Below are 13,304 nucleotides of genomic sequence, written 5' to 3' on the forward strand. Positions count from 1 at the left end.
TCCTGCTAGAAATTTCCTGCCATCGCCTCTAATCGGCGAATGCATTCCTCAGTCGAGGGATGGGTAGAAAAAAGATTGCTATGTTGCTTAACTTTTCTCAGGGATGTTGGCACAAATTCTACAATCAGTTTTATCTAAAATCTGCACTCCAGGAATTAACTGTTTCAACTCAGTTTTTAAACGTCGTAATTGTTGAATTTGAGGGTCAATTTCCAAAATAGTATCTTTCAGTTTATTTGTGATTTCTTCACTAGAAAAACATTCCTCGTCGCATATCTGGAGAAATTCTCTGATTTCTTGCAGGCTGAGACCAAGTTTCTGAGCGCGTTTGATGAAAGCCAAACGGTCGAGTACTTCAGGTGAAAATAAGCGAAATCCTCCCCTCGTCCGTCCTGAGCATTTCAGCAAACCCAGTTCTTCATAATAGCGAATTGTTTTAATGGGTATACCACTTTCAACTGCTATTTGACCAATAAAAAATAGACCTTGCTTCTGAGTAACCATAGTCCAATCTTGAGGTAAAACTAGAGAATAAGTGGACTAGAAAAATATTCAAAATTTCTGAAAGATGGAGGCTGGAGAAAGATAACATAGAGTAGGATTAAAACTTTACTCGCTGGTAAAAAATTTGCTTCACCTTGTCGGCTGTTGCAACATAGGCAATAACGATTGCTCCCAACCAAAAAACAAAGGAAAGAGTCAAAGGTTGAAAACCAAATGGTTTGGCTAAGGGTGTGAAGGGAAAGATGAGGGTAATGCCCACAACTAGCAGTGTAGCAATCAATAAATATTTACCTGGTTGACTTTTGAAAAAAGGCTTACGAGAGCGGATTACTAATACAATTAGCGAAGCAGAAATTACCGATTCCATAAACCAACCTGTTCTAAATTCATCGGGTGTAGCACGCAGAATGAACAGCAGTGTCCCAAAGGTAAGGAAGTCAAACACCGAACTAATCAAGCCAAAAACGAGCATGAAATTCCGAATAAACTGAATATCCCAGCGCCGTGGTTTGCTAACCATATCTCGGTCTACGGTGTCAGTAGCAATGGTCATCTCCGGAAAATCTGTTAGCAAATTGGTCAGTAAAATTTGCTTGGGTAATAGTGGCAGAAATGGTAAAAATAGAGAGGCTCCTGCCATGCTAAACATATTGCCAAAATTAGCGCTGGTTGCCATAAAAACATACTTGAGTGTGTTTGCAAAGGTTATTCGTCCTTCCTGTACACCCTGCACCAATACATCCAAGTCTTTTTCTAGCAACACAATATCGGCTGCCTCTTTTGCTACATCTACTGCACTATTTACTGAGATTCCAACATCGGCGACATGCAAGGCTGAAGCATCGTTGATTCCATCTCCCAGGTAACCAACCACGTTACCAGCTTTTTTTAAAGCCAAAATAATACGTTCTTTTTGGTTTGGCTCAACCTCAGCAAACACATTAACCTCATTGACTCTTTTTAACAGTGCTTCATCACTAATCTGATGCAGGTCTGAGCCAGTAAGTATCGTTGGATTTGCAAATCCCATCTGTTGACCAATGTTGGCAGCAACTTTTTGGTTGTCACCCGTAATAATTTTTAAGGAAACACCTGTGTACTCCAAATTGCGGATAGTGTCGATAATGCCAGGTTTAGGCGGATCGGCAAGGAGCAGGAAGCCCAGAAAAGTCATCTCAGTTTCTTGATCTTTAGTAATGCAGGAAGCAGAGCCAATATCCCGTAAGGCAATTCCTAGAGTGCGAAAACCTTGCCTACTAAAATCTTCATAGTGCTGCTGGAGTAATTCTTGCACTGTATTAATGTCGGCGATCGCCCCATCTGTCATTTGTGCTTTTGAACATACCGCCAGTACATCTTTCAGTGCGCCTTTGGTGACTAGCAAATGGTTGCTATCTTTCGCAACCAAGATACTCAATCGCTTGCGGATGAAATCATAGGGAATCTCATCTAATTTTTGATAACCCAATAGTTCAAATTGGCGATGACTACGGATAGCTTCATCAATCGGGTTCACATAACCAGTTTCATAGAAAGCATTAAGGTAAGCATAAAAAAGTACCGCTTCGTTCTCATTCCCAGTAGTATCAAGGGCAGCGTGGATGTGGACGACTCCTTCAGTTAAAGTGCCAGTTTTATCGGAACACAGGACATTCATGCTGCCAAAGTTTTCAATAGAGGCAAGGCGTTTGACAATGACCTTCTGCCTAGCCATGCGTTTAGCACCGTGAGCGAGGTTAACACTGATAATTGCTGGCAGTAACTGCGGGGTCAACCCAACTGCTAAAGCTAATGCAAAGAGAAAAGCTTCTAAAACTGGGCGTGCTAGGTAGACGTTAATTGCAAAAATGGCAATCACCAGTATCAAGGTGACTTCTAAGAGAAAGTAGCCAAATCGCCGAATACCATGTTCAAAGTCAGTCTCTGGTGGTCTGAGTTGCAATCGCTCCGAGACTTTACCAAATTCCGTATGTTTGCCTGTGTGTACTACTAGTGCTTCCCCTTGTCCACTAACTATATGAGTACCCATAAAAAGCACATTAGTTCGCTGACTAAGAGGTGTCTCTGATGGCAACACACCAGTTATTTTAGCAACTGGGTAGGTTTCTCCGGTTAACGCTGCCTCATCAACAAAGAGGTCTTTGGATTTTAAAATTATGCAATCCCCTGGAATCGTTCCTCCTGCGGTGAGAACAAAAACATCTCCAGGAACAATTTCTTCTGGAGAAACAGTCTGGGTATTGTTATTTCGCCGCACCACTACTTTAGCTTGGACAATTGCCAGCAGCTTCTCAACAGCATCAGCAGCTCCCCACTCCTGCCAGAAACCCAGTAGTCCACTGACAAAAACAATTGCCAAGATAATCAAACCGTCTGTATGGTCATGGACGAAGAACGACAAACCAGCAGCAAATATCAAGATGAGAATGACTGGACTTTGGAATTGAGCCACGAGAAGCATAAAAGCATCTAATTTCCGTTTGGGCTTCAAGAGATTGAAGCCATAGCGCGTCAGTCGCAGCTTGGCTTCTTTATCTGTTAATCCCTGCTGTGTGGTTTGTAGTTCTTCAAGCAATTTGGCATTAGGGATACTCCAAAACGGTAGTGAGGGCTGGTTCATAGAATTAGCCTTTAAGGCAAATAAGTATTAGTAAAATACTGATGAACTATGCGGTGGGTATTTAAAGAGGTATATAGAGTTGTGTGGCAAAAAGTCTTTGAGGTAATAAAAACGTTACTTTCTTAACTATTGCAACGGTTGGCAAGGCAGTTGATGCAAAGGTGGCAGTAGCAGTACAGTGAAATTGTTGAGACTTTGGTAAAAATAGTAGCAATTCTAATATTAATTGCTAATAAAAGTACCCAGTAACGAGGTTTCTTGATGAACTCAATTAGACAATCGCCGTCTACTTTTCTCTTGCCAGCCAACTGCCAGACCCAGCCCAAGTAGAAAGACTCCGGCAATCAGGTAGGGTGACTCTGCTTGCCATCCAAATAAGACACCGCCAAACAGAGGACCACCGACCTGACCCAGGCTACTCGCCGAATTTTGTAATCCCAATACTGCGCCTTGGTGCACGCCACCCTGGTCGGCAATCAGCGCTGTGAGATTGGGAGAAACGAGTGCCATGCCGAATGACAATAAGCCAATTGCACCCAGAACCAAAGGCATTGTTCGCGTAATTAACAGCAGGGTAATCCCAATTCCCATCCAGCTGAAGCCCAGGGCAACCTGGAAAATTGCACTGATGTACTTAGACAGGTAGCTAACGGCGATCACTTGAAATACCGACATGACCAGCCCACACACCATAAAGGCAATGCCAATTTCAACTGGTCCGTACTTCAGTGTTTCCTGAGCATAAAGTGCAAACGTTGCCTCAAAGATTGCCAGACCAAATTGACCTGCAATTGTCAGTGCGAGAAGTCGCCGTAGTGGACGGTTACTTAAACCCTGAGCACTAGTTAATTGTGGACGACGTGAAGCTGGAGCTAACTGGGGATGCAAAGACTCTGGCAACCAGCGCAGCGCTATCAACAGGGCAATCCCCGCTAACACGGCGGCAGTAAAAAAAGGTAGAGAAAACCCATCGATTCTAAAATGCTGATAGCTGATGGCAAAGTGGAGTTCTCGACGAGTAGCAAGACCGCCCAATGTTGGACCAGCAACTACACCCAGGCTCACTGCCGTACCGAGCCATGCCATGCCCTGATTGCGATCGCGCTCAGTGGTGATATCAGCAACATAGGCAGTTGCCACTGGCAGCATGGCTGACGTTAACAATCCCCCGATCGCTCGCACTGCGTAAAGCATCCACAAGGAATTCACGATCCCAAATAGCACTTGCGTGATGGCAGCACCTGCCAGACCAAGTAACACTAACGGTCTTCTGCCAACTCGATCTGACCAGCTTCCCCAAAAGGGTGCAAAAATTAACTGCATCAGGGCATAGATACTTGTCAGCAAGCTGATGTGAATTGCCATTATCTGACGATTAGTACTGCCTGTAATATGCAGTCGTTCAGCATAAAAGGGCAGTACAGGCAGTGTTATGCCAAAACCAATCATGACAATAAACAGACAGACAAGAATCAGGAGCAGATTTTTATGCATTGTGAATTCTGGCAGAGTAATGTGAAAAACGCCTAATTTCAAGAGATGCACTGGATGAAATGTTCTACTCCTGAATCAAGGTTCAATTAGAGTTGCAGACTAATGGCAACCGCCACGACCGCTATGCTTGTGCCTCCGTTCACTGCGGTGATCGCCGCCATGTTCTCCGTACCTGTGCCGTTGCCGTTGGAACCAGAATACGGCGATCGCGAGCAGTGCTAGTCCTAATAACAATCCAAACATGGCATTCTTTTCTCTGAAGATATTGACAATTATGAATCTGGATAGAGTCAAGGCTTAACCGATTAGTTGAGCGACTCGCAAAGCAGATGCGATCGCTCCTTCATGCAAGCCATCCCCAAGGTAGGCTCCCGCATGGTAGGTGTTGTTCTCTCCGTTAGTGGCAACCACTTCATCTCGGTATCGAAAAGATTCAGTGGTATATAGCGGGGTGTGGTGTTCCTGAATGTGGATAATGCGATCTTTGGCAATTAACTCTTCCAGTTGGAACGATAGAAAATGATGTTGTGGTGACGAGGAGATGCCGCAAAGCTGATTCAAGCAACCGTTATATCCCCATTGGGTGTTTGTCTGGAAGAAATCAAATTCCGAGGGATGCCGGATGCCGTGGTTGTCATACATGGAAGTATCTTTATGAACTGTAGTAGTTGCATAATTGGCTTTCCAAGTTGAGAAGCGTTTAATTTCCGCATCGGTTGGGTCAGCTAACAGCGCCATCACTTGGTCGGGTGGCGTGGCAAACACGACTTTATCAAACTCCTGGATTTCGCCGTTCAATCTCTCAATTTTCACGGCATCTGGGCTTCTGAAAATATTGGCAATCTCCACATTCAGCAAGACTTCACCTTTAAAGCGTTCCAGAATTTTTTCAATGTAAGAATATACACCGCCTTCAACCCTAAGCCAGTTGACCGCGAGGTAGTCGCGTAACATCGGAATTGCCAATTCTGCGGGAAAATGGTCGATGAGGTCAAACGGCATCGAGTAGCTATACATTATCAGCAACTTGAGCCAGAGGCTGCCAGTACTGTGGTCTTTCAGATAGAGAGATAGTGGCTGGTCGTAAAAATCCTGCATATCAGCAAATCGCGTTTTCAGCCATAATCCAGCAGAACGGGCATAAACAGTATCGAATCGAAGATATTCGATCAGACGTTGGATGCCTGCGAAGTTTTTCTTGATCGCGACCTCCGATAAAAAGCGATCGCCAGTTCTGGGGAACAAGGCTGAACCAATATCAACGGGTACTAGTTCCACTCCTAGCTCTTGCATGAGCGCGACGAAGTTATAAAATTTAGTGGGAAATTCGAGTGGACCACTTTCCAAAATTTCGTTGCACTCAGATCGGTTCGGCTTCACGTTTTTGTTCAGTGTCCGAATATGTCCCCCTAACATTGGTTGCCGTTCAAACACGGTGACATGATGCCCTTGTTTATCGAGCAGGTAAGCTGTGGCCATACCACTGGCTCCGCCCCCAATAACCGCAATTCTCATAGCTAACTCCTAAGTTGATGAATTGAATATTGCATGACCGTCTGTTTAGCCGTTGCCTAAAATCACATCGCCAGATAAGCGTTGATACAGCAATGCTCCTGTCCAAATGGTCGGAGCGAAACCTGGATAGCCGGATGAGGCGTTGCAGAAATAGAAATTGTTGAGTGAAGTTTCGTGATTCAGTCGCCCTAAACCCATGTTGCGCGGAGTCAAACTGGAGCCGTAGGAATTCCCGTTAGGACACCAGCAGAAGCGTTCATTGGTAGTAGGACTGCCTGTGATATGAAAGACCATGTACTCTCTAAAATTCGGTACATAGTGTTTTTCCACGACATCCAGAATGGAATCTAGGATTTCTTGCTTTTTCTGGTTATAGGCTTTGCGGTCTGTCTCCCGCAATTGCTTGAAGTAGTCATAATTGGCAACGGTGAGAAATTCGACAATCTGGCAATCCTCTGGGCAATCCCGTCTCGCTTGGGTCAATAAAGTGGGCGTTGTAATAGCAAAGCTGGGATTGGAAAAGTCATTGTGTTCATACATCTGAGCAAAGGCTTCATTCAGATCCTGATGCCCTGTATGCGAGAGATTCCATTTACCAAATCCATAGTCGCGCAGGTCGAGATTTTTGACGACGCAATAAGCCATGAAGTTGGATGCCGAATATTCATAGTTGAGTTTCCGGCGCAATTTTTGGGAAAACTTTTCCTCCCCAATCATTTTGGCGGCTTTTTTGGGGTCAATGTTGCAAATCACGGTATCACCTGTAAATTCATGAGTTTGATGGGTGATGAGATTCATTGCCTCAACTCCCGTGACCGTTTTGTCGATGACTCTAAAATTCGTGATTTCATGGTTGAGTAGCACCTGCCCCCCGTGTGATTCAATCACCTTGACAAATGAATTAATTACACGCTCAAAATGCTGCGTTGGGTAAAATGCGCCTGCTTGATAGCCTCGAAATAATGCAACCCAGGCATAGAACGATAGTTGGTTGGGAGGCAGCAAAAAATCAGGCCATTGCAGGGCTAATAAGGTTTGGGCGGCTTGGGGTAGCTGAAACTTGTCAAATACATCTTGAAGTGTGCTGTTGAGATGCTGGACAGCACAGAACACCTCATTTGGATGTTTCAGTAGTTCAGTCGGTTTGATCGGAGGAGCGAGTATTTGCAAGCCTGCACCAGTCTTTTCCACTTCGTTGACGAATTGGCGAATACGATCCGCGCTTCTCCTTGCGGAGAGGCTTCGCCAACGCGGCAGCGCTTCGCTATCGCTATGTTCAGGAAACAGTGCCGACAATCGTCGAATCAGTTCCTCTGGTTGTGAGGGAATATCCAACGCATACCCCGGCATTCGCATATGGTCAAAGCCATCTGGGTCATACCGCTCAAAAGTCACCTCCTGATCTAACCCCAGTCTTTTTAGTACCTGATTCACCGTTTGCCCTTCACCGCAGTCCCAAACATAGTGCAGTTGGGCATTAAACGTATATTTTTTAGCCATTGTAAACGTGTGTCCAAAGCCTCCTGGATGCTCATGGGCTTCGAGGATTTGCACAGACTTGCCAGAGTTTGCCATCAAAGCGCCAAAGACTAATGCTGATAAACCACTGCCGACAATGAGATAATCCGGTTTCATAGGATGATTCCTCGGATGATTGAATGAAAAAATGCTGTTTTTTTCAACTAGACCTAAACTTTGAAAGGCATTTAGAACTGCTGGTTTTTAGCATGGCTGAAATTTAGGCGTTGCTGATTCGATGTATGATGCAGGATTTTGTGGGATCTAAAACCCTTTCTAAAGACTTATCTTTGAGCTAATAAAGACCTCATTGAACATCTCCTAGCAGGAAATTTAGAGAGAGAAATGTCCTATTGCTATATGAATGAGTCCAAGAGAATGGCAAACCATTAAGCAAGCAGCAAACATTAGAAATGTGCCAATAATTTTGCTGACTACATTTTGGGCATTTTTATCTTTTTGGATATCTGGATTATCTGAAGTATCAAAAACTTGTTTGTGCATAAATACGCCTCCTGAAATCAAACAAAGAAAATCTCTACTAATAAGACCATTTCCAGTTGCTAATTTCAGGTATATCCTCACTATGCTGCTGAATATAGTGCTTGTGTTCTATCAGCTTGTCTTGCAACATTTGCTTGACATAAGCAGCTTTATATCCGAGTTGTGGCACACGGTCAATCACGTCCATGACCAGATGGAAGCGGTCTAAATCGTTCAGCACAACCATGTCAAAGGGAGTGGTTGTAGTTCCCTCCTCTTTGTAACCTCGAACATGGAGATTTTTATGGTTCGTTCGACGATAGGTAAGACGATGAATTAGCCAAGGATAGCCGTGATAAGCAAAGATAATAGGCTTGTCGCTAGTGAAGATTGTGTCAAAATCTTTATCAGATAAACCGTGCGGATGCTCGATTTGTGGCTGTAGTTTCATCAAGTCAACCACATTTACTACCCGTATTTTTAACTCAGGGAAGTGCTGACGCATAATATCAACTGCTGCCAAGGTCTCTAAGGTAGGAATATCCCCCGCGCAAGCCATAACTACGTCTGGTTCGGTACTTTGGTCATTGCTGGCCCACTCCCAGATGCCGATACCTTTAGTACAATGCTTGATAGCAGCGTCGATATCAAGGTACTGTAATGCAGGCTGTTTACCAGCGACAATCACGTTGACATAATTACGACTTTTCAGGCAGTGGTCTGTCACCGATAATAAGGTGTTAGTATCAGGGGGCAAATACACCCGAATTACTTCAGCTTTCTTGTTAACTACATGGTCGATAAAACCGGGGTCTTGGTGTGAAAAACCATTATGGTCTTGTCGCCACACGTGGGAGGTAAGGAGGTAATTAAGTGAGGCAATTTGTCTGCGCCAAGGGATGTGATGAGTTGTTTTCAGCCACTTGGCGTGCTGATTAAACATGGAGTCAATGATGTGGATAAACGCCTCGTAGCAGGAAAAGAAACCGTGACGGCCTGTAAGCAGATAGCCTTCTAACCAACCTTGGCAAGTAGTTTCACTCAGAATTTCCATCACCCGCCCGTTGGGTGATAGGTGTTCGTCTTCAGGGAGTATTTCAGCAACCCAAGCCCTATCTGTGGCTTCCAATGCTGCACCTAAACGATTGGACTCGGTTTCGTCGGGTCCAAAAATGCGAAAATTCCGGCTTTGTAAGTTCTCTCGCATTACATCTCGGAGAAACTTGCCCATCACCTTGGTAGCTTCAGCAATATTAGTCCCCGGTTTGGATACATCAACGGCATAATCTTGGAACTCAGGTATTTTGAGGTCGCGCAGCAAGATACCACCGTTGGCATGGGGATTATCGCCCATACGTTGGTGTCCTTGAGGTGCGAGTTCCGCTAATTCCGGATGCAGCTTGCCATTTTCGTCGAATAGTTCTTGAGGCTTGTAACTTTGCATCCACTCTTCAAGAAGTTTCAGGTGTTCCGGTTTGCTAGCTAATTCCCCAAAAGGAACTTGATGCGATCGCCAGTAATCTTCAGTCTTTTTCCCATCAACTTCCTTTGGCCCCGTCCAACCTTTGGGAGATTTTAAAATAATCATGGGCCATTGGGGACGCTGTTGAAAACCGTTTTTCCGTGCGTCTTCTTGAATTTCGTGAATTTCCTGGATAACGATATCGAGTGTTGCTGCCATCTGTTGATGCATAGTTTCCGGTTCGGAACCTTCAACAAAATAAGGCTTGTAGCCATAACCGACAAACAAACTTTCCAACTCTCTGTGGCTTATCCGCGCCAGTACGGTCGGATTGGCAATTTTATAGCCATTAAGGTGGAGGATTGGCAGTACTACACCATCATGCACTGGGTTAAGAAACTTGTTGGAATGCCAGCTAGAAGCTAAGGCCGCGGTTTCTGCTTCGCCATCACCTACAACACAAGCAACTATCAAGTCATGATTGTCAAAAGCAGCACCATAGGCGTGGGAAAGGGCATAACCCAATTCACCGCCTTCGTGGATTGAACCGGGAGTTTCTGGTGCAACATGGCTGGGGATACCACCAGGAAAGGAAAACTGTTTGAAAAGTTTTTTCATGCCCTCAGCATCTTGAGAAATGTTGGGGTAATATTCGCTGTAAGTCCCTTCCAAGTATGTATTTGCTACCAGTCCGGGGCCACCGTGACCGGGGCCTGCAATATAAATCATGTTTAGGTCATATTTTTTGATAACTCGATTGAGGTGAACGTAGACAAAGTTTAGACCAGGAGTTGTTCCCCAGTGACCCAAGAGTCGCGGTTTGACTTGTTCTAGCTTCAGTGGTTCTTTCAGCAGGGGATTATCGAGTAAATATATTTGCCCAACAGAAAGGTAGTTAGCTGCACACCAGTAGGCATTTATTTTACGCAATTCTTCTGCGCTTAGGGGTTTTGACTGTATGGAAATTGTTGTTGTCATAGTTCTGAATCTTTATAAAAAGGAGGTAAAAATTAAGTTTTTACTTCGGAAGCGTTATCCTTTTTGTCTTTGATGATTAGCAATTGGGACATTTCGAGATTGCAAACTTTCCTAAAACTTTGCGCTACAAGTCCCAAACTATGCCTAACTTAACTGCACTCGTCGCAGCAACATTGCATTAATAGATACAACCACAGTAGAAACACTCATGAACACTGCTGCTAAAGCTGGAGGAAGCAAGATACCTAAAGGATAGGCAACACCAGCTGCTAGGGGAATACCAATAACGTTGTAACCCGTTGCCCAAAGAAGGTTCTGAAGCATTTTATCGTAGGTCGCTTTTGATAGTTTTAAGGCATAGGCAGCGTCTAAAGGATTACTCTTAATCAGTACTAAATCAGCAGACTCAATTGCTACATTAGTGCCTGCTCCAATAGCGAGTCCTAAATCTGACTCAAACAAAGCAGGTGCATCATTTATACCGTCGCCAACAAATGCTGTAGGCTGTGATGCTTTTAATTTGCGGACAATCGCAGCTTTGTCCTGCGGTAGGACGCGGGCATAGTAACGGTCGATACCCAAATCCTCTGCAACAGTTTTTGCGACTGCTTCAGCATCTCCAGTAATCATAACTACCTGAACCTGCATTTCTTGGAGTCGCTGTACTGCGGTACGTGCCTGTTCTCGTACTTTGTCTGCCAGTCCAAACAGAGCAATCAAACGCTCATCATCTAACAGGGCGATCGCACTCTCGCCACGAGACTCAATATTTTCTAAACCCGTTTGCAACTTGGCAGAAAAAGCCAGATTCAACTCCTGCGCCCATTCCGGTCGCCCAACTCGATAGCGTTTGCCATTGACACTACCTTCAACCCCTTTGCCTGCAACAGCTTGGAAATCTCTCGCTTTTGGCAAAGACAATTGACGGATTTCGGCTTCTTGCACCACTGCTTGAGCCAAAGGGTGTTCTGACAAAGCTTCTAGGGCAGCAGCAATAGAGAGTGCTTCTAGCTCATCCATACCTTCGGTATAAATCCGCTGTACCCCAAACCGACCTTCAGTGAGGGTTCCGGTTTTGTCAAAAGCGATCGCTTTAATTTTCCGGGCACGCTCAAAGGCTTCTCGCCGTCGCACCAAAATTCCATGCTTTGCAGATAAGCCAGTGGCGTTAACAATTACTAGTGGAATTGCCAAACCGAGAGCATGGGGACAGGCAATTACAAGCACTGTAACGGCTCGTTCAATAGCGAACACTAATCCAGCATTCAACCCAAACCAGACAACAAACGTCAGTGTTCCTACTCCAATAGCAATCAAGGTTAGCCAGTAGGCAATCTGATCCGCCAGCGCCTGAAAGCGGCTGCGCGACGATTGGGCTTCTTCCACCAAGCGCATAATCTGGTTCAGAGTTGTCTGCTCTCCCGTGCGTGTTACCTTGACGGTTAAGGCTCCTTCTGCATTGACAGCACCTGCAACCACCTCATCCCCAAATTGCTTCGTAACCGGACGCGACTCTCCGGTGAGAAATGCTTCATTGACGCTAGAAGCTCCTTCCTCTACCTCCCCGTCAATAGGAATCTGTTCTCCAGGGCGGATGAGAATCAGGTCGCCTTGTTGCAACTCTCCTACGGGTACATCCTCAATCCGCCCCTGCACCAGGCGATGAGCAATATCTGGTACAAGGTTTGCCAGGTGTTCCAAAGCACGACTGGCTCCCTGCACCGATGCCATTTCAATCCAGTGACCCAGCAACATAATATCCACCAGAGTGACCAGTTCCCAATAGAACGACTGTCCCCCTAATCTCAAAAAAGTGATTGCCAGACTGTAAACGAAAGCAACGGTAATCGCCAGAGCTATCAGGGTCATCATCCCAACTTTGCTCCGAAGTTCGTACCAAGCTCCTTTGAGGAAGACCCAACCGCCGTAAAAGTAAATTATGATACTTAGGAAAGACCCCACCCAGTTTGAACCTGGAAACTGCACTGCTTCATAGCCAAACCAACCCTGAAAAGCTGGATCGTAGTAAAGAACGGGTAGCGTCAGCACAAGACAGATAAAGAAGCGTCGCTTAAATATCTCCGGGTTATGTCCAGCGTGTTTATCGTGCCTCTCATGTTTACTGGGGGAAGTGGAAGCTCTGTGTGAATCGTGTCCATGATGCCCTTGTTCGTGTTGCATAAGTTAATCCTCAATTGAACTGCTTATCCAATGGTCGCGTTGTGTACCCCGCAGTCTCTAGAGCTTTCTGAATAGTTAGGACAGAACAAGGAGCATAATGAAGTACGTAATTACTGACACTCCCCAGAAATAACTCACTCAAACCGGAATGACCCCGCCGCCCGATGACAATTAAGTCAGCCTCCCAAGTACGAGCGACATCACAAATAGTTCGACCAGGATTGCCTAGTTTTTGAGAATATTCTGCGTTCACTCCAGCGGCTATTGCTTCGGCAGCGTGCGCCCTTACCATCTTCAAACCCTTCTGGGAAAATTCCTCCCACATTTTTTGGCAGTGTTGAGCAGCTTCGCTGTTTGTTCCCGCGTAATAATAGGTGTTTAAAAGTCCAGAGGTATCTGGACAATCCTCTTCATCTGGAGATAAAATGTGTAACACCATAAGGCTTGCTGCGTTAGCTTTTGCTTGGGCAAGTGCTTCTTCAAAAACACGCTTGCTAAATTTAGAACAATCTATTGCAACCAGAATCTTACGAAACATAAAAATCTCCT

Annotated in this window: 10 protein-coding genes; all 10 read right to left on the reverse strand. The window is 45.1% G+C overall.

The window, feature by feature from the left end; genetic code table 11:
• Positions 1–87: 87 nt before the first annotated feature.
• The 10 genes from VF06_RS09645 to VF06_RS09680 all read right to left on the reverse strand — a co-directional run bounded on the left by VF06_RS09645 (position 88) and on the right by VF06_RS09680 (position 13,293).
• Positions 88–504 carry a MerR family transcriptional regulator gene (locus tag VF06_RS09645; RefSeq protein ID WP_099068808.1) on the reverse strand — a complete coding sequence of 139 codons (417 nt, stop codon included), beginning with the start codon at positions 502–504 and terminating at the stop codon, positions 88–90.
• 97 nt (positions 505–601) lie between these two features.
• Entirely contained in the window at positions 602–3,124 is a 2,523-nt protein-coding gene (gene mgtA / locus VF06_RS09650; protein WP_099068809.1) for a magnesium-translocating P-type ATPase, read from the reverse strand.
• 267 nt (positions 3,125–3,391) lie between these two features.
• Positions 3,392–4,660, reverse strand: coding sequence for an MFS transporter (locus VF06_RS09655; RefSeq protein ID WP_218963784.1), 1,269 nt, complete (start codon positions 4,658–4,660; stop codon positions 3,392–3,394).
• Positions 4,661–4,717: 57 nt separating this feature from the next.
• Positions 4,718–4,861, reverse strand: a complete 144-nt coding sequence (locus VF06_RS40515) for a hypothetical protein (protein WP_180267229.1) — start codon at positions 4,859–4,861, stop codon at positions 4,718–4,720.
• A 54-nt stretch (positions 4,862–4,915) separates the two neighbouring features.
• Positions 4,916–6,133, reverse strand: coding sequence for an FAD-dependent oxidoreductase (locus VF06_RS09660; RefSeq protein ID WP_099068810.1), 1,218 nt, complete (start codon positions 6,131–6,133; stop codon positions 4,916–4,918).
• A 45-nt stretch (positions 6,134–6,178) separates the two neighbouring features.
• Positions 6,179–7,768 (reverse strand): phytoene desaturase family protein, encoded by a 1,590-nt coding sequence (locus VF06_RS09665; RefSeq protein WP_099068811.1) that lies wholly within the window; start codon positions 7,766–7,768, stop codon positions 6,179–6,181.
• A gap of 216 nt (positions 7,769–7,984) precedes the next feature.
• A complete protein-coding gene (locus VF06_RS40520; RefSeq protein WP_180267230.1) occupies positions 7,985–8,155 on the reverse strand; it encodes a hypothetical protein in 171 nt (56 codons plus the stop codon).
• 37 nt (positions 8,156–8,192) lie between these two features.
• Positions 8,193–10,574: a phosphoketolase family protein gene (locus VF06_RS09670; RefSeq protein WP_099068812.1), complete on the reverse strand. Its 2,382-nt coding sequence runs from the start codon at positions 10,572–10,574 to the stop codon at positions 8,193–8,195.
• Positions 10,575–10,718: 144 nt separating this feature from the next.
• On the reverse strand, positions 10,719–12,755 hold the full coding sequence (locus VF06_RS09675; protein ID WP_099068813.1) for a heavy metal translocating P-type ATPase: 2,037 nt from the start codon (positions 12,753–12,755) through the stop codon (positions 10,719–10,721).
• A 10-nt stretch (positions 12,756–12,765) separates the two neighbouring features.
• A complete protein-coding gene (locus VF06_RS09680) occupies positions 12,766–13,293 on the reverse strand; it encodes a universal stress protein (RefSeq protein WP_099068842.1) in 528 nt (175 codons plus the stop codon).
• Between the last annotated feature and the right edge of the window lie 11 nt (positions 13,294–13,304).

The organism is Nostoc linckia z4, from assembly GCF_002608075.1.
Taxonomy (GTDB): Bacteria; Cyanobacteriota; Cyanobacteriia; order Cyanobacteriales; family Nostocaceae; genus Nostoc; species Nostoc linckia.

Coding starts and splice junctions, on each gene's coding strand:
- VF06_RS40520 (WP_180267230.1), bottom strand. CDS start 8,155: ATGCACAAACAAGTTTTTGATACTTCAGATAATCCAGATATCCAAAAA.
- mgtA (WP_099068809.1), bottom strand. CDS start 3,124: ATGAACCAGCCCTCACTACCGTTTTGGAGTATCCCTAATGCCAAATTG.
- VF06_RS09665 (WP_099068811.1), bottom strand. CDS start 7,768: ATGAAACCGGATTATCTCATTGTCGGCAGTGGTTTATCAGCATTAGTC.
- VF06_RS09645 (WP_099068808.1), bottom strand. CDS start 504: ATGGTTACTCAGAAGCAAGGTCTATTTTTTATTGGTCAAATAGCAGTT.
- VF06_RS09670 (WP_099068812.1), bottom strand. CDS start 10,574: ATGACAACAACAATTTCCATACAGTCAAAACCCCTAAGCGCAGAAGAA.
- VF06_RS09675 (WP_099068813.1), bottom strand. CDS start 12,755: ATGCAACACGAACAAGGGCATCATGGACACGATTCACACAGAGCTTCC.
- VF06_RS09680 (WP_099068842.1), bottom strand. CDS start 13,293: ATGTTTCGTAAGATTCTGGTTGCAATAGATTGTTCTAAATTTAGCAAG.
- VF06_RS09660 (WP_099068810.1), bottom strand. CDS start 6,133: ATGAGAATTGCGGTTATTGGGGGCGGAGCCAGTGGTATGGCCACAGCT.
- VF06_RS40515 (WP_180267229.1), bottom strand. CDS start 4,861: ATGTTTGGATTGTTATTAGGACTAGCACTGCTCGCGATCGCCGTATTC.